Raw genomic sequence first — 23,623 nt, 5'->3', positions numbered from 1 at the left:
AATTCAGCGCCCGCTGTGATCGATGAGGTTCGACCTCAGTGTTTCAAGCTGCGCCTTGAGGGCGCCCAGCTGGTCGATCTCGCAATCCATGGCACAGAAGACATCCACCGGCACATCGCCCGCCTTCTCGCGTAATGACCTGCCCTCGTCCGTGAGCGTGACGATCACCTGCCGCTCGTCCCGCGTGCCACGCGCGCGCTGCACGAGACCGGCGGCCTGCAGGCGCTTGAGCAAAGGCGTTAACGTGGCCGAATCGAGAAACAGGCGTTCGCCCAGCTCCGACACCGTGATGCCGTCGCGCTCCCACAGCACCAGCATGGCAAGGTACTGCGGATAGGTGAGATCCAGCTTCGCCAGCAACTGGCGGTAGAGCTTGCCCATCGCCAGGTTGGCCGAGTACAGGGCGAAGCACAGCTGCCCGTCGAGGGTGCGGGGCGCTTCGATACCAGACGGGAGGGACTTCTTGCTCATGCTCCGGAATGTAGGGACCGCGCAATTACTTTGCAAGCGATTCAATTGCGCAACCTGTAGGAGCGCGCCTCGCGCGCGACCGGTACAGAGTCGTGAGACCCGAAATCCCGCCCCCTCCGAAAACAGACCGGGTGGCATCGGGAATAACCCCGTTCCACCCGGTCGCGCGCGAGGCGCGCTCCTACAACGGCCCTAGGGGCCGAATTTCTTTTCGATGCCCAGCAGGATCGACTGGTTGTCCCGGGTCGTGTTGTCCAGCTGGTTCTGGTATTCAGCGCGAATCATCCAGCCACCGTTGGTCTGCAACACGATGCCGGCACCCAGCAGCGTGTGGTTGCGCGACTGACGGTACAGCGTGGCGCGATACAACGGGCCATCGATCAGATCCGCGTAGCGCATCACCGCCTGGCTGGAGCCCTGCAGGTCGTGGCCAAACTCGGCACGCAGCTGCGGTGCCCACACGCCGTAGTCGCGCTTCACCGACCATTGCGCAAGCACACCCAGCGTCGCCGTGGTCGTCTTCACCGTCTGCGACTGGTAACGCAGGGAATACACGTCGTCACCGTGTTCCGTGAAGGCATCCAGGCGTGCACGCGCTACATCGAAGCGGCCGTAAGGCGTGAACTGCGAGTTGTCGCCCACCATCTGGTAACCCGCCGAGAGCGACGCGAACCACTGCTTGCCGTCGCGGCTTCCTTCCACATGGTTGCCATTGTCGGTGACGAAGCGGCGCGAATCGAACGACAGCCACTGGTAGCCGATCAACGCATCCGTGTAGAACGATTCCGTCGGGCGGTAGCTGCCGTAGACGGCCACGTTGTAGCTGTCCACCGTGCTGCGGCTGCCGTTGTTGCCCACGTCGGAGTGATCGTGGCCATAACCCATGCCCGCACCCACCGCCAGCTTGTCGCTGAACTGCTTGTCCACACCGACACTCAGGCCCGATGTCGTGAAGTCGATGCCGTTGTCGCTGGTGCCCGCCTGGCTCTTGCCGAAGTTGATGGCGCCCCCGGTCCAGACCGAGACATCGCCAGGCAACGTACCGTGCTGCGAACTGGCGGCCGTCTGCGATTCCGGCGAACCGGCATCGGGCTGCACCAGGTAACGACGGTTGTTGTCGTCCTGCGCACGACGCAGGTCGGCGTAGGCGTCGCGACTGCGCGACGAACTGGCCGACGCCATGGTGATGCCATTGGTGAAGCCGGTCGTGCCACCGCTGTGCAGCATCTCCAGGCGACGCTGGAAGTTGCTGATCTGGCCGGTCGCCATGCGACGGGTTTCGTCGGCCTGTGCGGAAAGCACGCCCAGCACTTCCGGATCCTTCGACGGATCGCTGCGCGGCGTGACGGTGACCGTGACATAGCCCGGTGCCGACGTGGCATAGGCATTGGTCAACGTATAGCCGATCTGCGCCGTGCCACCGAACGTCGGCGATGCCGTGAACAGCAGCATGTAGCCCGTGGCCGAAGCCTGGATGCTCGCACTGCCTGCATTGGCCGGCGACACCGACGCCACGTTCGCCCCCGTGAAGGGACCACCCTGCGCCTTGCTGGTGATGTCCACCTGCACGAAACGGCCGGCAATGGTCGCTGCGGTTACCGGCGGAGCGATCGGTGCCGGATTCACCGTCACGTTCACGTGGGCCGGCTGTGACGCACCGAAGGCGTTGCTCAGCGTGAAGTCAAAACCGATCTCACCCGATGCATCGGCCGCCGCGGTGTAAACCAGGTCGGTGCCCTGCACCTGCACGCTGCCACTGGACGGCGGCGCGACGACGGCTACCGACGTGAACGGACCATTCGTGGCACCCGCTGCGGCGTGGATCGTCACCGACTGCCCGGACAACACCGTCACCTTCGTCGAAGGCACCGGCACGGGTACCGGACCGGCAGCCACCGTGATGCTGACGGTCGCGACATTCGACGTGCCGCCCGGACCGGTCGCGGTGTACTTCAGCGTGTCGTTGCCGAAGTAGTCGTGCGCCGGGGTATAGACGACGTTGAGGCCATCGATGGTAGCCGTACCGTGACCGGCCGCCTGCGTGATCGCAATGCTGGTGATCGGGCCACTGTCGTTTGCCGTGACCGGAATCGTGACCGACGCGTTGGCACCGACCGTGGCCTTGTCGTCCACGGCCACCGGCGTCGCCTCGGCCACCACGATGGTGTAGCCCTGGCTACCTGTCGCTCCGAAGGCATCGGTGGCGGTGATGGTGACGGACGCGCTACCGGCCGCCGTCGGGGTACCCACGATCGCACCGGCCGACGACAACGTCAGACCGGCCGGAAGTGCTCCCGATGTAATTGCGTAGGCGTACGGCGCAATGCCTCCGCTGGTCGCCAGTGTGGTGGCGGGGTAAGCCACCGCCACCTTGCCGCCAGGCAGCGTGGCCGGCGTAAAGGTGAATGTGGGCACGGCAATGGTGACGTTGTAGTTCTGCGTCGCCGTCTGCCCGGCGAGGTCGGTCACCTGCACCGTGAACGGGAAGGTGCCCGAAACCGTCGCCGAACCGGAAATCTGGCCCGACGGATTCAACACCAGTCCATTCGGCAACGCCCCTGCCGACAGCGTGAACGAATAGGGCGGCGCACCGTTCTGCGCCACGATGCTCTGGCTGTACGTCGCACCGCGCACCGGGTTGGGCAGCGTCGTCGTGGCGATGGTCACCGCACCGCCCGGCACCACCACGCTGAAGCCCTGGCTGACCGGTGCGGCAGGCAGGTAGGCCTGGTCACCGCCCTGGGCCGCCACTACGGTGCAGGTGCCGGGGGCCTTTGCCTGCAACTGGCTGCCCGACACGATGGCGCAGACGTTGACGGTCTGGCTGGTGAACTGCACAGGCAGGCCGGACGTCGTCGTCGCAACGAGTGGCGTCGTCGTGCCGAAGTCCTTCGGTCCGGGATTGTTGAACGTGATCTGCTGCTGCCCCTGAGGCGTCACGCTGGCACTCGCCGCCGACGCATCGCTCGTGCCCACCGGATTGGTCGCTGTCACCGTGAAGGTGTAGGCCGTGCCCAGGGTGAGTCCCGGCACCGTGATCGAAGGCGCACCCCCGGTAGCCGTGATGCCACCCGGACTCGATGTCACCGTATATCCCGTGATGGCGGCACCACCGTCGCTGGACGGCGGCGTGAATGCGACCACCGCACTGCCCGTGGTCTGGCCCGCGGGCGCAGCCGGTGCGGAAACGGTGCCGATCACCGGTGCCGAGGGCCTCAGCGCACCCACCGTGATGGTATAGGCCTGCGAGCCGGTCACGGTGAAGCTGTCCGTCGCGGTCACGGTGATGTTGAACGTACCCGCCGCCGTCGGCGTACCGCTGAGCGTGCCGTTCGGTGCCAGCACCAGGCCGGTGGGCAGGCTGCCGGACGTTACGGCATACGTGTAGGGCGCGATACCGCCACTGGCCGCAATCGTGGTGGAAGGATAAATACCACCCCAGGTCCCGGCGGGCAGGTTTGCCGGCGTGAAGGTGAATACGGGAGAGATGATGGAGCCGCTGTAGTTCTTCGTGCTGGTCTGACCCGCCAGGTCGGTCACCTGCACCGTGAACGAGTACGGTCCCGTGGATGTCACGGTGCCGGAAATCAGGGCGGATGTCAGGCTGGCTGGCGTCAGCGTGAGGCCGTTCGGCAACGCGCCCGCCGAGATCACGTAGCTATAAGGCTCCGCACCACCTTGTGACGTAATCGTGGCGCTGTAAGGCACCCCTCGCGTCGGTGCCGGAAGGGTGGTCGTAGTGATCGAGACCGGACCGCCTGCAACGACGACACTGAACCCCTGGGTGACGTCCGGCGCGGCACGGTAGCCACCACCGCCAGGTTGCGACGCCTGCACCGTACACATACCCGGTGCCTTCGCATGAAGCTGGTTGAGTGACACGATCTCGCAGACATTCGCGGTCTGGCTGGTGAATTGCACAGGCAGGCCGGATGACGTCGTCGCCACCAGCGGCGTCGTGGTACCGAAATTCACCTGCCCGGGATTGGCAAACGTGATGGTCTGGCTGCCCATGGGCGTCGCGGCATTGCTGGCGGCCGAAGGGGCACCCGTTCCGGCTGTCGAGCTGGCGGTCACCGTGAAGGTATACGCCGTGCCGAAGGTGAGGCCGGCGACGGCGAGCGGCGATGCACTGCCCGTCGCCGTGATGTTGCCCGGGCTCGACGTCACTGTGTAGCCGGTGATCGCACCACCGCCGTTGAACGCCGGCGGCGTGAATGCCACCGAGGCACCACCGGTGAGCTGGCCCGGCGTGCCATCTACCGCAGTCGCGGTGCCGATGGTAGGCGCTCCCGGAACGACCGCATTGACGGCAAACGACTGGGACTGCGATGCCGCCACGTAGGTGCCGTTACCCGGCTGCGATACCGTGATGGAGCAGTTGCCCGCGGTGAGAAAAGTGAGCTGTCCCGTGGCAGGCACGATCGTGCAGACCGGGGTTGTCGTCGACGAGAACGTCAGCGGCTGTCCCGTATCCACCGATGCGGTAAGGGTGGGCGATGTGCCGAAATTCTGCGGACCAGGATTCGCGAACGAGATGTTCTGCGTGATCTGCGGCGTGACGGGGCCGGAGGGGCCGGATGCCGGACCGGTGCCTACTGTATTGCTGGCCGTCACGGTGAACGTGTAGGCGGTGCCGCGTGTCAGCCCCGGTACGGTGATCGGGCTTGCCGATCCCGAGGCGACGATGCCGCCGGGGCTGGACGTCACGGCATAGCCGGTGATCGCGGAGCCGCCATTGCTACCAGGCGGTGCAAAAGCCACGACGGCCGATGCCGGGGTGCCCAGCCCCCCGGCTGCCACGGAGACGCTGCTGACCGACGGCGCGCCAGGCGCTACGGCTGCTATGTTGACGGTATATGCCTGCGTGCCGGTAAAACTATTGGCATCCGTGGCCGTCACGGTGAAATTGAACGTACCCGTACCGGTCGGCGTACCGCTGAGCGAGCCGTTCGCGTTGAGCGTAAGCCCCGTTGGCACACTACCTGTCGCCGTGAACTGGTAAGGCGCCGTTCCGCCGCTCGCCGTGATGGCCTGCGAATACGCTGTGCCAAACGTGCCATCAGGCAGCGAAGGACGCAACGTGATGGGCGGCGGCAGGGCCACCTGAAGCGTGTAGGTGCGCGTGGTGGTGGCATGCGTGATGCCATCCACGCTCGGCGTACTGTCGGTCACCCGCACCGTGATGGGAAAGTTGCCCGCCTGCGTCGGGGTGCCGCTGATGGTGCCCGTGGCATTCAGCGTGATGCCACTCGGAAGCGTGCCGCTGCTGAGTGCATAAGTGTATGGCGCGGTGCCGCCCGTCGTCGTCAAGGAAGTGGAATACGCGCTGCCTTGCGTACCGGAAGGGATCGACACGGGCGCCAGCGAGAGCGTGGGCAACGCGACAGCGACGGTGTACGACTGGTCGGTCGTCTTCGGGGTTCCGGACGAATCGGCAACATGGACGGAGAACGAGAACGAGCCTGCCTTGCTGGGCGTTCCTGAAATGACGCCACTTCCCGATATGGCGATGCCGTCCGGAGGCGTTCCCGTAAACGAATACGTATACGGCGCTGTTCCGCCCGTCGTCGATAGCGCCACCGGTGAATAGACCTGGCCGTACACCATCGACGGCAAGGTCGTCGGCGTTACGGTGAGAGAAGGGGCTGAGGGGAGAATGGTGATGTTGAACTGGACGTCATTGCCGTTCTCATCAATCACCGTGAAGGTGTCGCTGAGGTGGCCCAACACCGTATTTTTATAGGTCAGGGAGTAAAGGCCGGAGCCGACGGGACTGATGGTGCCAAACAACGGCGCGATCACCGTATCCTGGTAGGCACCGCCAAAACAGTCGAACTCGATACTTCCCCCGGCGGGGATGGTCGCGCTCTGTGGCGAAGTGCAAGCCGCTGCCACACCGCCAGCGCCGAACCACAACAGCAACAGAACCATGAAGGCGCGAACGCCCTTCCACGCACGGTGCAACGCCGCGCGGTCGTGATCGACACGCATCGAATACCACATATGTACCGTTCCCCTGCCCGCCCCGCTTCAATCCCCGCGCGACGTTCGCGTGGGGCCAGAACGAAATGATGTATCCCCAGCACCAGCATATCCGCGATACCTGGGCCGCTTGTGCGCCATACGTGCGATCCCGTAAGCGGAATCGGCAGCGCTGCATCCAGCAGCAAGCGCACACGTTGCAATTGGAGCAAGGTAGGCCCCGGCGCGATATCACCGGTTTCGGGGGTATACGCGAAGGCGGCCACCCGATGACCATGGCGTCGCGAACGACGGACCACGTTTCTCAGGGGACAACGATGAGTACCAATTTCTACCTCGGCCAGATCACCATGGCGGGATACAACTTCGCACCACGGGGCTTCGCCCTGTGCAATGGGCAGCTCCTGCCGATTTCGCAGAACCAGGCGCTGTTCTCACTGCTGGGTCTGGCCTACGGCGGCAACGGAACGACTAATTTTGCCCTGCCGAACATGCAGGGACGTGTGCCGGTGGGACAGGGTCCGAGCAGCAGCAGCGGACAGAATTACCCGATAGGCTCCATTGCGGGCGCTGAAAACGTCACGCTCACGGCCAGCCAGCTGGCGGCGCATATGCATTCGGTAAACGCATCAACGACCACCGCCCGTGCCACCACGCCAAGCGGTGGCATCTTCGCGTCCGTCAAGCCCGTGGGCTCCAGCGCGGCAGAGGCCATCTATGGCCCCATGTCCAACCCCGCGGTCGCTCTTGCCCCGACGACCGTCACGCCCGCGGGAGGCAATGGCCCGCATCCGAATATGCAGCCGTACAGCGTGATCAACTTCACGATCGCCCTCCAGGGCATCTTTCCCTCCCGCAGCTGACCGCGTCAGGACATCATCATGAGCGAAGCCAATATTGGCGAGATCCGTCTTTTCGGATTCACGCGCATCCCCAACGGCTGGTTCGCGTGCGACGGCAGCCTGAAGTCCATCGCGGAATACCAACCGCTGTTCGTACTGATCGGCACCACTTATGGCGGCGACGGTATACAGACATTCGGTGTACCTGATCTGCGGGGGCGGCTACCCGTTCATCAAGGCACGGGCACCACTGGTACCAATTATCCGCTGGGACTCTCTGCCGGTACCGAAACGGTAACCCTGACCGTGGCGCAGATTCCCTCACATACGCATGTCGCTTTCGCGAGCACGTCCAACGCCACCACCGCAACGCCCGGACCGTCAGTGGTACCGGCAGCCCAGACAGCCGACCTGCTGTACGCCACGAATCCCGCTGCATTGACGCCGCTACCCATGGCAACGACGGCAACAGGACCAAACCCCGGGGGCCCCCTTCCCCACGACAACCTGATGCCGACGCTCACCGGCTCGTTCTGTATCTGCTGGAGCGGCGTATTTCCGCCGCACAGCTGACGACTATCGTTTTCGATACCAGGGGATCATTCCATGACAGAACCATTCGTCGGCGAAGTCCAGCTCTTCGCTTTCAACTTCGCCCCAACCGGCTGGGCACTCTGTAGCGGGGCGTTGATCGCCGTACAGCAGAACCCTACGCTTTTCTCGCTGCTGGGCACCAACTACGGCGGCAATGGCACAACCACGTTCGGATTGCCCAACTTCGGCGGCAATGCGGCGTGCAGCCTGGGGCAAGGTACCGGGCTGAGCAACCGTGTCATCGGCGAGGTATTCGGCAGCGAGGGCGTAACGTTGCTCTCCAGCAATATCCCACCACACACCCACGGCATGGCTGGCTATGCCCAGCCCGATCCGTCGAAACGTAGCTCGTCGCCGACGACGGGTGTCGGACTGTGTGCGGCGGTCCACGGGGCAAGCTTCCTCAATTCAACGGCGCCGCCGGCACCACCAACACCAAACACGACGTTTTCGCCTGTAATGTTGAGTCCCGGTACTGCGGCCGGCCCGCACGAGAACCGCCAGCCATACCTGACAGTGAACTTCTGCATTGCGCTGAATGGTGTCTTCCCCACTACGCAGTGAACACGAATAGCGGAAAATTTCCCGGCGAGACGTCAACCATCTTCGTGGTGGCGCCGCCGGGCGTTCGCTTGCGGAACGCCCGTGATGAAGATCTGCCCTTCCTTCGTGAGCTCTACGAGCATGCACGTTCTGCCGAACTTGCCGGTGTACCCTGGCCGCAGGACGTTCGCAGCCGTTTCCTTGACGACCAATTTCGTCTTCAGCACCAACACTACGTCACGCATTTCTCCAGGGCCGACTTTCTTCTTCTGGAAAGAGACGATCGACTGATCGGTCGGTTTTACATCGATGCGTCGGGAGACGACCTGCATGTCATCGACATCAGTCTCCTGGCGGAGGAACGTGGACGAGGTATCGGCACACTGCTTCTTCAGTCGTTAATGAGTCACGCCTCTCGTGCAGGTCGAGGCGTCTTCCTTAACGTCAATCGCTTCAATCCGGATGCGGAACGCCTTTATCGTCGACTCGGGTTTGCGCATCTCACGCCCGAAGGCGTGGATGCAGGCAGCGATATGTATCTGCCGATGCGATGGATCAGTTGAACACCGCCTGATAAATGAAGCCTTCCCGGTCCCGCGCGATGGGCACGAGGAAAATGCCGAATTCGCCCATGGATTCGCTCTTCATCGCGTAGATGCGCTGGGGAAAGACAATGGCCGCTTCGTTGCGAAACAACAACGAGAACGGTTCACGCACGGCACCTGCCATAACCCCATGCGACAACGGCCGGGCCTCGACAAGCGTGAATGGCGTGTTTGTGCCCTCGATATCCACCGCGAAGGTTTCATTGAGGTGAGTGGCGAAGTGCGAAAGCTGAAGAAATTCCATGATGACGTCCCCCGAACGTAGAAGGAGCATGCACGGTAAAACCCCTTTTTTCAAGGGACAAATTCATCTTTTACTCACTTCTCCAACCACGTGTCACGATGAATCTCCATCAGTCGCTCCGCGTTTTCGGAAAGATGTGTTTTGCGCCAAACGAAATGGATTTCCGACCGCCCCGCCTCGCCCAGGGCATGCGCACGCACCTGCGGGTGACCCGGTAACGTCGCCAGCACGGAACGCGGTATCCATGCCGCGCCCATGCCCGCCGTCACGCAGGCAAGCATCGTGTGGTAAGAGCCGACTTCCACCACCGGAAGAAGCTGACGCCCGGACGCTTCGAGCCACGCATCCACGCGATAGCGAAACGAACTGTCATGTCGAAAACCATACAGCTCGTTGCAACGCAGGTCGCGCGGTGAATCCACTGGCGGATGGCCGAATTCGGTAACGAGCACCACGTCATCCGTATAGGCCAGGCGACTGGCCAGCCCCGTCGCGCTCACCGGCCCTTCGCCAAGCGCGATGTCGAGTGCGCCATCCGTGACCTGTTCGATCAACACATCGGATGCGCCGCGCCGTACGTCCAGCTCAACGGAACGATGTCGCGAGCGGTAACGCCCGATGAGCGCCGGCATGAACGCCATCAGCGCCACGTCAACCGCCCCCACCACCAGCCGGCCACCCACCTCGCTGTTGCGCATGAGGTCCCGGGTACTGTCGGCCAGGCCGACGATCCGCTGGGCATGCTCCAGCAGGCGTCGGCCGTCCGGCGAAAGGCTGAGCCGCTGTCGCTCGCGGAGGAACAAAGGGCAGCCGAGGTCTTGCTCCAGTTGCTGGATGCGGACGGTGATGCTCGATGGGACTTTGTTCAGCGCGCGGGAAGCTCCGATCACCGACCCGGTCTCGGCTACCGCGCAAAACGCCCGAAGCTGGGATAGCTCCATATCGTCATTCTCTCTTTGAGAATATTTTGAAAATCAAATTTCTTTTATGAGAATACCTGATTAGGGAAGGCGCATGCGCCCCGATCGCATGGCTTCTGGAATCGAGATACCGTGTGGTATGGACACTCCGCAGCCAACTAAGAGCGTTGCCGCACATATCCGGGCCGCTACCGACGCTGACGCATCGGCCATCGCGCTATTGATGCGTCAGCTGGGGTACGAGGCGAGCGAAGATTTGATCGCCGACAAGCTGTCGCTTTTCTCTCATTCCGACAGCGACATCGTTTTTCTCGCGACCATCGATCAACGGGTCGCAGGCTGCCTCAGTGCGCACGTCCTCGAACTGTTTCACGCCGCGGGCCGGCTTGGGCGTATCACGTCGCTCGTGGTGGATGCGGATGCCAGGGGAACCGGCATCGGCCAGGCCCTCGTAGACAGGGCCATGCTGTTCTTCAGTCAGCAACGATGCGTGCGTGTGGAAGTCACCAGTGGCGACCACCGGTTGAACGCGCATGCCTTCTACAAGGCCGTAGGTTTCGTCGAGGACGAGCGTCGGTTCATCAGGCACCTATGAAACAACTGCCCAGCAATCCCCTGTAGGAGCGTGCCTTGCGCGCGACCGGTGGGACGGGAACGATGATGTTCTGCGCGATGAATGGTCGCGCGCAGGCGCGCTCCTACAGGGGTGCGGTGGCCCAAAGGTTTTCCCCCATGACAACCGTGAGATCGGTAGAGGCGGCGGGGGCGGCCCTTGGCGTGACTTGGTGGAGGTGAGGGGAGTGGGCGGAAAAGGCCCGAAGGGGACGGGTCAGGATGACCCGTCTTTCTCGCCGAGGCACGGAGGCCGAGTCGAGAAACCCCGCCCGCTCCCCGGGCTCGAAGGGGCGAAGCCATAAGACACTGAGCCGCGCAGCGGCTCCTCCTTTCCCGAGGGACACCGCAGGCCGGAGCGCCAAGGGCCGCCCCCGTCGCCTCCGCAGCGCCACGTGCCAGCGCCGATGCGAGGTCGATAGGCGACCCTCCCTACGGAGCGAAACACCACACGGGCTGCTTTACTACGGAGCGCAACATCGCCGATGCGATCGGCTCCCACACCTTCGGTAGGTAAGCCCCTTTTCAACTGGCGACGCTACGTATCAAACGGTCGCGCGCAGGCGCGCTCCTACAGGAGGTGGAAACGAAAAGGCCGCGCGGGTGCGCGGCCTTTTTATTTTTCGTTTCCGGGAAGATCAGACGTTGAAGCGGAAGTGGAGGACGTCGCCTTCCTTGACGATGTAGTCCTTGCCTTCCAGGCGCAGGCGGCCGGCTTCCTTCGCGCCCTGCTCGCCCTTGAGCTTGATGTAGTCGTCGTAGGCGATGGTTTCGGCGCGGATGAAGCCGCGTTCGAAATCGGTGTGGATGACACCGGCGGCCTGCGGGGCCGTGGAGCCGGCGCGCAGCTGCCAGGCGCGGACTTCCTTCACGCCGGCGGTGAAGTAGGTCTGCAGGCCGAGCAGCTTGTAGCCGGCGCGGATCACGCGGTTGAGGCCCGGCTCGTCGAGGCCGAGATCCTTCAGGAATTCGTCGCGATCGGCGTCTTCGAGCTGGGACATTTCCTCTTCGATGGCGGCGCACACCGGCACCACCTCGGCACCCTCTTCCACGGCGCGGGCGCGCACCGCATCGAGGTGCGGGTTGTTCTCGAAGCCGTCTTCGGCCACGTTCGCGATGTACATCAGCGGCTTGAGCGTGATGAGGAACATGTCGCGGATGAGCGCCTTTTCATCGGCGTCCAGACCCGCGGTGCGGGCCGACTTGCCCTGGTCAAGCACGGCAGCCAGCTTTTCGAGCACCGGCTTGCGGGCCAGGGCTTCCTTGTCGTTGGCCTTGGCGGAGCGGGTGGCACGGTCGAGCGCCTTCAGCACGGACTCCAGGTCGGCCAGCGCCAGCTCGGTGTCGATGGTTTCGATGTCGGCGATCGGGTCGACCTTGTTCGCCACGTGGATAACGTTGCCATCCTCGAAGCAACGCACGACGTGGGCGATGGCGTCCGTCTCGCGGATGTGCGCGAGGAACTTGTTGCCCAGGCCTTCACCCTTCGACGCACCGGCCACGAGGCCGGCGATGTCCACGAATTCCATCGTGGTCGGGATGATGCGTTCCGGCTTCACGATGGCCGCCAGCGCGTCCAGGCGCGGATCGGGCACGGGCACGATGCCGGTGTTGGGCTCGATCGTGCAGAACGGGAAGTTGGCGGCCGCGATGCCCGCCTTGGTCAGTGCATTGAACAGGGTGGACTTGCCGACGTTAGGCAGGCCGACGATGCCGCATTTGATACCCATGGGGCGATGCTCTCGATTCTTCGCAATAGTCGTTGGCTTACGGAGCATGGCCCTGTAAGTCGGGCCGTCGGCCCTGTAACCCGGCCGCTAGGCGGCCGTATGCAGCCTTTTCATGGCTTCCTCGAACTTGCCCGACAGCGCCAGCGGCAGCACGTCGAAGGCACGCCCGATACCGATCATGATGGCGTCCTCGTCGGATGCGCTCGGGCGACCGAGCACCCACGGGGAAACCTTGTCCTTGTGCCCCGGGTGGCCGATGCCGACCCGCAGGCGATGGAACTTGCCATGGCCCAGGTGGGCCATGATGTCGCGCAATCCGTTCTGGCCGCCGTGGCCGCCATCGAACTTCATGCGGACGGTGCCGGGCGGGAGGTCCAGTTCGTCGTGGGCGACGAGGCACTCCTCCGGCGCGATCTTGTAGTAGCGCAACGCCGAGGCAACGGCGATGCCGCTCTTGTTCATGAACGTGGCCGGCTTCAGCAGCCAGACGTTCTCGCCCCCGATGCGCAGCTTGCAGGTCTCGCCATGCAGCTTGCCGTCGAAGGCCCAGCGCTCACCCTGATCCATGGCCAGGGCGTCGACACACCAGAACCCGGCATTGTGCCGGGTCCTGACGTATTCGGCCCCGGGGTTGCCGAGGCCGACGATGAGACGAATTGACGCCATGAGAAAAAACGGGAGCGGCCCGCCACGCCGTGGCGCGCGGGCCGCCGCCGATTACTTCTTCTCTTCGGCCGGAGCGTCGCCGCCTTCGGCAGCCGGATCGACTTCTTCCTGGATGGCGGCCACGGTCACGACGGCAACGTCGTGTTCCTTGCCCAGGCCCAGCTCAGGAATTTCCACGCCGGCCGGCAGCTTGATGTCGGACAGGTGGACGATGTCGCCGCCCTTGAGGGACGCGAGGTCGAGCTCGATGAACTCCGGGAGGTCCTTCGGCAGGCACGAGACGGTGATTTCCGTCAGGTTGTGCGAGATGACCAGACCGGCGGTCTTGCCGGCCGGGCTCTTTTCCTGGTTCAGGAAGTGGACCGGCACGGCAACGCGAACGGCTTCGTTCTCGTTCACGCGCTGGAAGTCCATGTGCAGCATGAGCTGCTTGAACGGGTGCTTCTGCCAGTCCTTGATCAGGACCTTCTGCAGCTTGCCGTCGACGGTCAGGTCGATCACCGACGAGTAGAACGACTCAAAGCGCGAGCCGAGCAGGATGTCGTTGTGAAGGACCTGGATCGCCTGCGGGGCTTCGCCCGCACCGTAAACGATCGCCGGCACGTGGCCCGCAATGCGAAGGCGGCGGCTCGCACCCTTCCCTTCGATCTTGCGGCTCGTGGCCGTGAGCTTGTGGTTGGTAGACATTGGTGTTGCCTCAAGTGAAACCGCCTCGCGGCGGCTTGTAAAAGACTCCCCCGCGACCAGGGGAGTCTGAAAAACGATGAATCAGTCGATGTAGAGCGAGCTCACCGATTCGCCGAAGGCGATGCGGCGGATCGTCTCTGCCAGCAGTTCCGCGACCGACAACTGGCGGATTTTCGCACAGTTACGGGCGTTGTCGCGCAACGGCAGCGTATTGGTGACCACCAGCTGGTCGAGCTGGGAGGCTTCGAGGTTGTCGATGGCCGCGCCCGAGAGCACCGGATGGACGCAGTAGGCGACGACCTTGCGGGCGCCCTTTTCCTTCAGCGCGGCCGCCGCGGCGCAAAGCGTGCCGGCGGTGTCCACGATGTCGTCCACCAGGACGCAGGTCTTGCCTTCCACGTCACCGATGATGTTCATCACCGTGGCGACGTTCGCCCGGGGGCGGCGCTTGTCGATGATGGCCAGGTCGGCGTCGTCAAGGCGCTTGGCGAGCGCGCGGGCACGCACCACGCCGCCCACGTCCGGGCTGACCACGATCAGGTCGTCCATGCTGTGGTGGCGCCAGATGTCGGCCAGCAGCACCGGCGAGGCGTACACGTTGTCGACCGGAATATCGAAGAAGCCCTGGATCTGGTCCGCGTGCAGGTCGATCGTGAGCACACGGTCGGCACCGGCCGTCTGGATCATCTTGGCGGCCAGCTTCGCCGTGATCGGCACGCGGGCCGAACGGGGGCGACGGTCCTGGCGGGCATAGCCGAAGTACGGCATCACCGCCGTGACGCTGCCGGCCGAGGCGCGCTTGAGCGCGTCCACCAGCACCAGCAGGTCGAACAGGTTCTCCGCACTGGGAGCGCCCGTCGGCTGGATGACGAAGACTTCCTGCTTGCGGACGTTTTCCTCGATTTCGATCTGGGCTTCGCCATCGCTGAAGCGCCCCACCAGGGCCTTGCCCAGCGGGATGCCCAGGCGGGCGGCAACGTCGTCGGCGAGCGCGCGGTGCGCGTTGCCGGTGAACAGCATCGGGGTGGACGTATCCACGGGGGAACTCCTGGCGAGAGATGGGTTGGATCGGCTTTGCCACCGCGGACGGTGGCTGGGGCGGCAGGATTCGAACCTGCGCATGCGGGAATCAAAATCCCGTGCCTTAACCAGCTTGGCGACGCCCCAACAATTCTTCCGGCGAGCCGGTGGCCCACCATGGCTTGCCGCTGCCCGCGGCCCTTCCCGTCCTTACGACACGATATTCCCGGTGGCGAACCGGCTCCGCGCGACATGCAGCGGGGAAGGATCGACACCTGCCGCCACGTGGGCCGTGAAGCCCGCCGGACAGCGCGAAGCGACGGCCAGCGCCGCCTCGTGGGTTCTTGTTTCCAGGAAGACGCAACCGCCGCTGCCGGACAGGCGGGCGTGGCCGAAGCCCGCCAGCCAGTCCAGCGCCGCAGCCACCCGCGGGTGACGCGCCCGGACGACAGGTTCGAAGGCGTTATCCGCCGTTTCCCCGGAAACAAAGGCCGAAATTGTCGCCCGAGGGGCGTTTCGTGTCAATTCGGGGTCAGCGAAGAGCGCGGCCGTGGGCACGTGCTCGCGCGGGTCCAGCACCACGTACCAACGCCGTGGCAGGCGGATGGGGCTCAAGGCCTCGCCCACGCCTTCGGCCCAGGCGGAACGCCCGCGGATGAACACTGGCACATCGGCCCCCAGACGCAGGCCGAGGGCGGCCAGGGCATCTTCGTCCAGACCGGTATCCCACAGTTCGTTGAGACCGACGAGGACGCTGGCCGCGTCGGAGCTGCCACCACCGAGGCCGCCCCCCATGGGGATGCGCTTGGATATCTCGATCTCGGCGCCCAGGTGCGTGCCGGTGGTTTCGGCCAGCAGGCGGGCGGCGCGAATGGTCAGGTCGGTGTCTTCCGGCACGCCGTCAATCGCCTTCGGACGGGTGATCACTCCGTCTTCGCGGATGCGCAGGCGCACCTCGTCTCCCCAGTCGAGCAGGCGGAAGACGGTCTGGAGTTCGTGGTAGCCATTGGGCAGCCGGCCGACGATGCGCAGGAACAGGTTGAGCTTGGCCGGGGCCGGCCAGAGGGTCCAGTCGTCGCGAGTCAGCGGCGCCAGCTCGCGGCTCATGAAGACGCGCAGGTGGTCGGGGAACCCGTTCTCACGGTCGCGGGCCAGGGCTTCGGCGAACCCGGGGGCGTGCTTGTCCACCTCGACGAAGCCATGCTTTGCGTAGAACGGTGCATTCCAGGGCACATCGGCGAGGGTGCCGAGGTCAACGCGGCGATAGCCGGCCTCGCGCGCCCATGCACAGGCATGTTCGAGCAGGGCCGCGCCGATGCCTTTGCCGCCATGCGAGGGCAGCACGTCGATTTCGGCGATGCCGATGGCATCGCGGGCGCTTTCCGTATCCAGGCAGACGAAGCCGACCACCTCGTCATCGACCACCGCTACCCAGACCAGCCCCCGGGCGATGAGACCATGGACGACATCGGTCGGCAGCGATACGGCGGAATACGCAGACCAGGCGACGTGCCCGCGGAAGAGTTCGACCGCCGCACGCTCGATCGCGCAAATGCGCTCGACATCGTCGGGGCGGGCGCGCTCGATGGTGAAATGCATGGTGTACCCCGACGCAGGTAAACGCGAAATTGTAGGAGCGCGCCTTGCGCGCGACCAGCGGATGGGCTGTGAGGCGGCGTACGGTACGGACGGGTTGACGATCAGAATCGACGTTGCGATCCAGCCGGTCGCGCGCGAGGCGCGCTCCTACAGTCTGGGAGGCGTTATTGGCCCAGTTTCCAGTCTTCGATGGAAAGGCGGACCTTGTAGGGGGGCTTTTCCGCGAAGACCTTGGTCGGCATCGCCGGCTGGCGGGTGGTGTCCCATTGCTTGTAGTCGACGGTCCAGCCGTCCTGCGCCAGTCGCGAGGGCAACGCATCGGCGCCAAAGGCGATATCCGCCGGGCCGGCGTCGGCACGCAGGCCGAGCACCCAGCGCCTGAGCTCCACCACCGGGATCTGCCAGCCCACGGCCTTGGCCATCAAGGTCTCGGCATCCGGACCCTGGCGCGGGCCGCCGTCGAGGCCATCGAGCTGAGCGCCCTCGGGGCCGCCGGAGAGCCGGAAGCTGCGGCCCGTGACGGGTGCCCGTACAGTGAATTCATAACGATCGCCGTCCTGATGCCAGGTCAGGCTACCCGAGCCGGAATCCTTGCCGTCGGACACCGACAGACGCCCCTGGATCGTCCAGTGCGTGGTATCGGCCAGCGTGCGCTCACGATCTTCCTGCATGCCAAGCGTGATGGCATCGCCGGGCTGATGTACCGGACCGCGGGTGGTGGCGCAGGCGGCGAGCAAGAGCGTTGCCAGGATCGGAATGGAACGGAGACGGGTCATGCGGAATCCATGCATATGGCTTTTTGTAGGAGCGCGCCTTGCGCGCGACCGGAAGTGGCGAAGCAATCATTGCTTCGCGACAACCGGTCGCGCGCAAGGCGCGCTCCTACAAGGACGGTATCAGGGGCGGAGTTTCTTTTCGGTTTTTTCGAGGGAGGCGTTTTTTGGATCGATGCGGCGCACTTCGTTCAGCACCTTGCGGGCTTCGTCGTGTTCGCCGCGCGTCCACAGCACCTCGGCCAGGTGGACGCCGATGTCGGCATCCTTGCGGCTGGCCCATGCACCGCGCAACACGCTTTCGGCCTGGTCGAGCTGGCCCTGGCGGAACTTGAGCCAGCCCCACGAATCGGCCACGGACGGATCGTCGGGTCGCGCGCTTCGCGCCGTCTGGATGAGGTTCTGCGCTTCGCCGAGATCGCGACCGGCATCGGCCAGCGTGTAGCCGAGGGCGTTGCTGGTTTCGATGTCGCCCGGCTTGATCTCCAGCACCTTGCGGAAATCGGCCACCGCCTGGTCGGTCTTGCCGGCCTCCGCGTAAGCCAGGCCGCGGCCGTAGAGCATTTCCGCGTCGTCGGGCTTCACGCGCAGGGCCTTGTCGTATGAGGACACGGCAGCGGCGTAGTTGCCTGCATCCATGTACAGCTCGGCGTCCACGGCGAAGGCCTTGCGCAGCGCTTCCGGGCGATCGGCATACGTCGTCTGCAGGTCGGCCACCACTTCGTGCGCGTCGTTGTCCTTGCCCTGCTGGTGCAGGATCACGGCGCTACGTACGGATGCATCGAAAGCGCGCGGATCGTCATCACCCACGGCGGCATACCAGTCCAGTGCGTCTTCTTTCTGATCGAGGATTTCGGCGAGCTGGCCCAGGATGAAGGCATTGTCGGCCTGCACATCGTCGGACTGGCGACGGATCTCGTCGTATAGACGCTTCAGCGCCGCCTTGTCCTGGGCGCGGGCAGCCAGGGTCATCCGCATGGTGTAGGTGTCGCTGTCCTGCGCACCGGAGGCCAGCACCTTCCCCGCCGTCTTCTCGTCACCGCCCTGCGCCAGGATCGTGGCGTAGGCCAGGCGCAGGTGGGTGTTCTTCGGGTCTTTTTCGATGGCCTTGGCGAAAAGCTTCTTTGCTCCCTCGCGATCACCGGCCTTGTACTTCTGCTGGGCGGTCCATGCGTAGGTGTTGGCGTCGTGGAAACGGCCCTGGGCCAGCTCGCCGATATGCCGGGCGTAGTCGTGCCGCCCGAAGCTCTCGCCCAGCTCGCTCATGGCCATCCAGGCCACCGAATCGTTCGGCAGGCGCTGGGGGGTGGCGATGCGTTCGAGCAGCATGCCGGCCTGGGCCTGGTCGCGGCCCATGGCCAGCGTCCGGCCGAATTCACGCCAGGCGTTGGGATCACCCGTCGCAACCATGGCATTGAGCTGGCGCTCGGCCTCGGCCGTGTCGCCTCGGTCGAGGGCCATGCGCGCCCTGCCCTCGGCAAGATCCAGCGGCTTTGCTCCCAGCGCCGCCCAGCGATCAAGCGCCTGGGCGGCAGCCGTCTGGTCGTGGATCGCCAGGGCCAGTTCGGTCGCCCGTGCGGCCACGGCCGGATCGTTGCTGATGGCCGCCGCGTTGCCGTAGGCCGTCGCAGCTGCCTTGAGATCATTGTTGGCGATGGCGAAGTCGCCCGCCATCAGCTGCGCCTGGAGATCGCGCTCGGGCGGCACGATGGCCACCTGAAGCCGGTCGAGGGGCTGCACCCCGGTGCGTACGGCCCTGGGCTGTTCCGGCCGGGTGGTGGTGGCCGCACAACCGGCCAGGGCTGCGGCTAGCGCAGAAAGGGCCACAAAATGCCGCACTTGCTTGAACTTGGACCGACCGCTCAGCACACTAGTCTCCGTCGTTTTCCATCGGCCTCGCCTACATGCGGGGGCCTCATGGGCGCACAATGCGCTCTTAGCTTAGCCGACGCCACCGACACCGACTCACGCCCGTCATGCCACTCATCGCCCTCGGGCTCAATCACCTCACCGCGCCGGTCAGCCTGCGCGAGCAGGTGGCGTTTGACGCCTCGGCGGCGCCCGAGGCGTTGGGTGATCTCGCACGCCAGCCTGGCGTGGAAGAAGCGATGATCCTCTCCACCTGCAACCGTACCGAGCTGTATGTGAGCGTGGCGGAAGGCTTCGAGGGCGTACCCGGACAATGGCTGTCGCATCAGCACCGGTTGACCCCGCAACGGCTCGATGAGTTCCTCTACCGGCACGACGAACAGGATGCCGTGCGGCATATGTTCCGCGTGGCGACCGGGCTGGACTCGATGGTGCTGGGCGAGCCGCAGATCCTGGGTCAGGTAAAGGATGCCTACCAGCAGGCACGCAGCGCCCAGGTGCTGAAGGCACCGATGGAGCGCCTGCTCCAGCACACCTTCGCCGTGGCCAAGCGCGTGCGCACGGATACCCGCATCGGCGCGCACACCGTCTCGGTGGCCTACACCGCCGTGCGTCTGGCCGAGCAGGTATTCACCGATCTGCGCCAGGCCTGCGTGCTGCTGATCGGCGCCGGCGAGACGATCGAGCTGGCCGCGAAGCACCTGGTGGACAAGCAGGTACGCCGCCTGATCGTCGCCAACCGCACGCTGGAAAACGCCCAGGAGCTGGCCGGCCGCTATGGCGCCTATGCCATCGCCCTTTCCGACCTGCCCCGGCATCTGGCCGAGGCCGACATCGTCATCAGCTCCACCGCCTCGCGCCTGCCCGTGGTCACGCGCGGCATGGTCGCCGACGCCATCGCGCAACGCCGCCGCCGGCCCATGTTCATGGTGGACATCGCCGTGCCGCGCGACATCGAGGCGGAAGTGGCCCAGTTGGACGACGTATACCTTTACGGCATCGACGACCTGAAACAGGTCATCGATGAAAACCGGCGCTCGCGAGAAATGGCCGCCCGCGAAGCCGACGCCATCATCGACCTCCAGGTCGAGCGCTACATGGCCTGGCGCCGTGCCCTCACCCTGCGCAACCCGGCGGTGGACATGCGCAGTGCGGCCGAAGCCCATCGCGACGAGGTGCTGGCCAAGGCCCAGGCCATGCTGGCCAGGGGCCGCACGGCCGAGGAGGCCCTGGCCTTCCTCGCCAACACGCTCACCAACAAGCTGCTGCATACCCCCAGCGCACGTCTGCGCGATGCCGCACTCTCGGGCGACCTCGACCTCCTCCACGCCGCCGGCCGCCTCTACGGACTGGACCCGGACGACGAGGTTTCCGCATGATGTGCGGCTATTGCCGAACCTCGTGCACCGAATGACCCCGTCGATCCGCCGCAAACTCGAAGCCCTCGCCGAACGCCACGAAGAAGTGGGCATCCTGCTCGCCCAGCCGGACGTGCTGGCCGATGGCAACCGCTTCCGCGATCTTTCGCGCGAATACGCCCAGCTGGAACCCGTGGCGGCTTCGCTGAAGGAGCACGACGACGCCGAGCGCGAACTGGCAGACACCCGCGCCATGCTCGACGACCCGGACATGCGCGAGATGGCGGCCGACGACATCGAGCGTATCGAGGCACGCCTCGTCGACCTCGATGCCGAGCTGCAGATCCTGCTGCTGCCGAAAGACCCGCGTGACGAGGGCAACCTGTTCCTCGAAGTGCGCGCCGGCACGGGCGGCGACGAGGCGGCGATCTTCGCCGGTGACCTGTTCCGCATGTACGCGCGCTATGCCGAACGCCAGCGCTGGCACGTGGAAATCCTCAACGCGAATGACGGCGAGCACGGTGGCTACAAGGAAATCGTGGCCCGCGTGGAAGGCCGTGGCGCCTATTCGCGGCTGAAGTTCGAATCTGGCACCCATCGTGTGCAGCGCGTGCCGGAAACCGAGTCGCAGGGTCGCATCCACACCTCGGCGGCCACCGTGGCAATCCTGCCCGAGCAGGATGAAGTGAACGATATCGAGATCCGCGACGCCGACCTGAAGGTGGATACCTTCCGTGCTTCGGGTGCCGGCGGCCAGCACGTGAACAAGACCGACTCGGCCATCCGCATCACCCACCTGCCCACGGGCACGGTGGTGGAATGCCAGGACGAGCGCAGCCAGCACAAGAACCGTGCGCGGGCGATGAGCCTGCTGAAGGCGCGCCTGCTCGATGCCGAGCGCAGCAAGCTGAGCGCTGCGCAGGCCGAATCCCGCCGTCTCCAGGTAGGCTCGGGCGACCGTAGCCAGCGCATCCGCACGTACAACTTCCCGCAGGGGCGTATCACCGACCACCGCATCAACCTCACGCTGTACCGGCTGACCGAGGTGATGCAGGGGGATCTGGACGAACTGGTGGACACCCTCACCCGCGAGAACCAGGCGGATGAGTTGCAGTCGTTGACTGCCGGGGGGTGAGGGTTCCGGCCGCCCGCGGCGGTGTGGAGTGCCCTGGTTTCTACGGCCGCTCGCGGCGGTGTGGAGTGCCCTGGTTTCTACGGTCGCGCGCAGGCGCGCTCCTACACATTCGCCCTGTAGAACCGCGCCTCGCCCAGAACCAACGCAACCCTGTAGGAGCGCGCCTCGCGCGCGACCCACCCAGAACCGAAGTAATCCTGTAGGAGCGCGCCTCGCGCGCGACCGGTACAAACCGCCCCGCCCCGAATCAAACCACCGCCTGCAACAGCGCGCCTCGCGCGCGACCGTTTCCTGCGGGCACGCCACCGTGACGGGGACTGCGGCATAGTGACCGCTACCTTCCAAGGAACCCGTCCCATGGGCAAGAAGAAAAAAGCCTACGACCACGCCCTCGAAGACCTCCAGATCGAACTGGTCGGCCTCACCCGATGGCTGCGCAGCACGGGCAAGCGCATGGTGGTGATCTTCGAAGGCCGCGATGCGGCCGGCAAGGGTGGCACCATCAAGGCCATCACCGACAAGCTCGACACCCGGGCCGCGCGCGTCGTGGCCCTGGGCAAGCCTTCGCAGACCGAAGAAAGCCAGTGGTACTTCCAGCGCTACGTGCCCCACCTGCCTGCCGCCGGTGAGCTCGTGCTGTTCGACCGCAGCTGGTACAACCGCGCCATCATCGAGCCCGCCATGGGCTTCTGCACGCCGGAACAGTACGAATCCTTCATGAAGGCCTGCCCTGCCTTCGAGAAACTGCTCACCGACGACGGCATCCTGCTCTTCAAGTACTGGCTCACCGTCGACCAGGGCATCCAGGAAGAACGCTTCGCCGAGCGCGCGGAAGATCCGCTGAAACGCTGGAAGCTCTCGCCTGTGGACCTCAAGGGCCGCGAGAAATACGGCGAGATGAGCGACCTGCGCGACACCATGGTCGCCCGCACGCACTCCCGCCACGCGCCCTGGTTCATCGCTGACTACAACGACCAGAAGGTCGGTCGCCTCAACCTCATCCGCCACCTGCTCGACCAGGTGCCCGACGTGCTCTGCCCGCAGCCGGAGATCGACCTGCCGCCGCTGGACGCCAAGCCGAAGCGCGACAAGGTGAAAGTGAAGGCGGAAAAGGTGCCGAAGGCCTACTGACGCGCCACGGCGACCCGACGGGGCGGCGGTCGCTTCGGCAGCCGCCCCAGGCGCGACAGGCGCAGCCACTGGCGCATCGCCAGCAGGCCGCCCGCCGTCTCGATCATGGCCGCCGGCACCCACATGATGACGCCTCCGATCAGCTGGCCGGTGAGCACGTTCATGGTGAAAGCGCGTCCGCAGATCTCGAAGATCGGATAAAGATCGGTACGCGAAAAGGTGACGATGGCCCCTGCCACGATCTGCGGCGTCATCGTGAGGGCGGGAGACAGCACGCGGATGCCGGGCGACATGCGCCCCGGCGGCCTGGGACGGTGATCCAGCACCAGCCACCAGTAGGCCAGGCCCGACAGGATCATCGACCAGTTCATGGCGCGATAGATGCGCCAGTCCAGCATGGCCAGCGTCTGCAGGTCGGGCACCAGCCAGACCAGGATCAACGCCACGAAGGACAACGTGACGAAGGCCGGATTGAGCAGCACCACGTTCGCGATGCGCACGGGCAGCGAGCGACCCAGGCGGCGCAGGCGAACCCTCCACGACAACGGCAGCCCGGCACGCAGCACCGTGCCCGGGTACGAGGCGATGATGAACAGTGGTGCGAGATGATGCAGCAGCACCTGCTGGATGCGGTGCATGAAGAACTCATGCTCGGCGTAATAATCGAAATACGTGTGCAGCGACACGTAGACCATCGCCATGCCCACCCAGAACGCCGCCTGTCGCGCGATCGGCACCCTGAGACGCCGCGAGCCCGCGACATACAGGAAGGCGGCCGCCAGAAAGCAGAACAGGAACACCCAGGAAAACTCCCAGGGCACGATCCACTTCATGAGGCC

Annotated in this window: 20 protein-coding genes and 1 tRNA gene; 8 read left to right on the top strand and 13 right to left on the bottom strand. The window is 65.0% G+C overall.

All coding sequences use genetic code 11. The features are described from left to right. Positions 1 to 3 precede the first annotated feature (3 nt). Positions 4 to 471, bottom strand: a complete 468-nt coding sequence (locus tag HBF25_RS18575) for a MarR family winged helix-turn-helix transcriptional regulator (protein ID WP_166951164.1) — start codon at positions 469 to 471, stop codon at positions 4 to 6. 192 nt (positions 472 to 663) lie between these two features. Then, positions 664 to 6,477, bottom strand: a complete 5,814-nt coding sequence (locus HBF25_RS18570; protein ID WP_166951162.1) for a putative Ig domain-containing protein — start codon at positions 6,475 to 6,477, stop codon at positions 664 to 666. Positions 6,478 to 6,773: 296 nt separating this feature from the next. Here HBF25_RS18570 and HBF25_RS18565 point away from each other — a divergent pair, with 296 nt between their 5' ends. The 4 genes from HBF25_RS18565 to HBF25_RS18550 are packed head-to-tail and all read left to right on the top strand — an operon-like array spanning position 6,774 to position 8,998. After that, positions 6,774 to 7,319, top strand: coding sequence for a phage tail protein (locus HBF25_RS18565; RefSeq protein WP_166951160.1), 546 nt, complete (start codon positions 6,774 to 6,776; stop codon positions 7,317 to 7,319). Positions 7,320 to 7,337: 18 nt separating this feature from the next. Next, positions 7,338 to 7,871 carry a phage tail protein gene (locus HBF25_RS18560; protein ID WP_166951157.1) on the top strand — a complete coding sequence of 178 codons (534 nt, stop codon included), beginning with the start codon at positions 7,338 to 7,340 and terminating at the stop codon, positions 7,869 to 7,871. Positions 7,872 to 7,904: 33 nt separating this feature from the next. After that, positions 7,905 to 8,456: a phage tail protein gene (locus HBF25_RS18555; protein WP_166951155.1), complete on the top strand. Its 552-nt coding sequence runs from the start codon at positions 7,905 to 7,907 to the stop codon at positions 8,454 to 8,456. Next, positions 8,453 to 8,998, top strand: a complete 546-nt coding sequence (locus HBF25_RS18550; RefSeq protein ID WP_250877957.1) for a GNAT family N-acetyltransferase — start codon at positions 8,453 to 8,455, stop codon at positions 8,996 to 8,998. Before HBF25_RS18555 ends, HBF25_RS18550 begins: the two co-directional genes overlap by 4 nt. On the opposite strand, the gene HBF25_RS18545 is transcribed toward HBF25_RS18550, so the two are convergent. Next, entirely contained in the window at positions 8,991 to 9,284 is a 294-nt protein-coding gene (locus HBF25_RS18545) for a DUF6916 family protein (RefSeq protein WP_166951407.1), read from the bottom strand. The two genes, HBF25_RS18550 and HBF25_RS18545, sit on opposite strands and share 8 nt — an antisense overlap. A gap of 74 nt (positions 9,285 to 9,358) precedes the next feature. Further along, the gene (locus tag HBF25_RS18540) at positions 9,359 to 10,225 is read right to left on the bottom strand and encodes a LysR family transcriptional regulator (protein WP_166951153.1); all 867 of its coding nucleotides are present in this window, start codon (positions 10,223 to 10,225) and stop codon (positions 9,359 to 9,361) included. Between the two features lie 73 nt (positions 10,226 to 10,298). On the opposite strand from HBF25_RS18540, the gene HBF25_RS18535 reads away from it, so the two are divergent. Then, positions 10,299 to 10,799, top strand: coding sequence for a GNAT family N-acetyltransferase (locus HBF25_RS18535; protein WP_208392673.1), 501 nt, complete (start codon positions 10,299 to 10,301; stop codon positions 10,797 to 10,799). 655 nt (positions 10,800 to 11,454) lie between these two features. Here the strand turns inward: HBF25_RS18535 and ychF are convergent. The 8 genes from ychF to HBF25_RS18495 form a co-directional block, all read right to left on the bottom strand. Beyond that, positions 11,455 to 12,546, bottom strand: coding sequence for a redox-regulated ATPase YchF (ychF, locus tag HBF25_RS18530; RefSeq protein WP_166951151.1), 1,092 nt, complete (start codon positions 12,544 to 12,546; stop codon positions 11,455 to 11,457). Between the two features lie 87 nt (positions 12,547 to 12,633). Then, entirely contained in the window at positions 12,634 to 13,212 is a 579-nt protein-coding gene (pth, locus tag HBF25_RS18525) for an aminoacyl-tRNA hydrolase (RefSeq protein ID WP_166951149.1), read from the bottom strand. 51 nt (positions 13,213 to 13,263) lie between these two features. Then, on the bottom strand, positions 13,264 to 13,899 hold the full coding sequence (locus tag HBF25_RS18520; protein ID WP_166951147.1) for a 50S ribosomal protein L25/general stress protein Ctc: 636 nt from the start codon (positions 13,897 to 13,899) through the stop codon (positions 13,264 to 13,266). An 81-nt stretch (positions 13,900 to 13,980) separates the two neighbouring features. After that, positions 13,981 to 14,919 (bottom strand): ribose-phosphate diphosphokinase, encoded by a 939-nt coding sequence (locus HBF25_RS18515; protein WP_166951398.1) that lies wholly within the window; start codon positions 14,917 to 14,919, stop codon positions 13,981 to 13,983. A gap of 70 nt (positions 14,920 to 14,989) precedes the next feature. Continuing rightward, a tRNA-Gln gene (locus HBF25_RS18510) sits at positions 14,990 to 15,066 on the bottom strand. A gap of 63 nt (positions 15,067 to 15,129) precedes the next feature. Beyond that, entirely contained in the window at positions 15,130 to 16,518 is a 1,389-nt protein-coding gene (gene ispE, locus HBF25_RS18505) for a 4-(cytidine 5'-diphospho)-2-C-methyl-D-erythritol kinase (RefSeq protein WP_166951145.1), read from the bottom strand. Positions 16,519 to 16,682: 164 nt separating this feature from the next. Then, on the bottom strand, positions 16,683 to 17,294 hold the full coding sequence (gene lolB, locus HBF25_RS18500) for a lipoprotein insertase outer membrane protein LolB (RefSeq protein ID WP_166951143.1): 612 nt from the start codon (positions 17,292 to 17,294) through the stop codon (positions 16,683 to 16,685). Positions 17,295 to 17,414: 120 nt separating this feature from the next. Further along, a complete protein-coding gene (locus tag HBF25_RS18495) occupies positions 17,415 to 19,118 on the bottom strand; it encodes a tetratricopeptide repeat protein (protein ID WP_341778107.1) in 1,704 nt (567 codons plus the stop codon). A gap of 149 nt (positions 19,119 to 19,267) precedes the next feature. On the opposite strand from HBF25_RS18495, the gene hemA reads away from it, so the two are divergent. The 3 genes from hemA to ppk2 all read left to right on the top strand — a co-directional run bounded on the left by hemA (position 19,268) and on the right by ppk2 (position 22,784). Continuing rightward, positions 19,268 to 20,539: a glutamyl-tRNA reductase gene (hemA, locus tag HBF25_RS18490; RefSeq protein ID WP_166951139.1), complete on the top strand. Its 1,272-nt coding sequence runs from the start codon at positions 19,268 to 19,270 to the stop codon at positions 20,537 to 20,539. A gap of 31 nt (positions 20,540 to 20,570) precedes the next feature. Beyond that, positions 20,571 to 21,653 (top strand): peptide chain release factor 1, encoded by a 1,083-nt coding sequence (gene prfA / locus HBF25_RS18485; RefSeq protein ID WP_166951136.1) that lies wholly within the window; start codon positions 20,571 to 20,573, stop codon positions 21,651 to 21,653. A 357-nt stretch (positions 21,654 to 22,010) separates the two neighbouring features. Beyond that, entirely contained in the window at positions 22,011 to 22,784 is a 774-nt protein-coding gene (gene ppk2, locus HBF25_RS18480; protein WP_166951134.1) for a polyphosphate kinase 2, read from the top strand. Here ppk2 and HBF25_RS18475 read toward each other — a convergent pair. Continuing rightward, positions 22,778 to 23,617: a cytochrome c oxidase assembly protein gene (locus tag HBF25_RS18475; protein ID WP_425483509.1), complete on the bottom strand. Its 840-nt coding sequence runs from the start codon at positions 23,615 to 23,617 to the stop codon at positions 22,778 to 22,780. The genes ppk2 and HBF25_RS18475 overlap by 7 nt on opposite strands. Positions 23,618 to 23,623: the final 6 nt, after the last annotated feature.

Source organism: Luteibacter anthropi, from assembly GCF_011759365.1.
Lineage (GTDB): Bacteria > Pseudomonadota > Gammaproteobacteria > Xanthomonadales > Rhodanobacteraceae > Luteibacter > Luteibacter anthropi.
The sequence above is the reverse complement of the archived record's forward strand: the minus strand, read 5'-3'. Positions and strand labels throughout refer to the sequence as shown.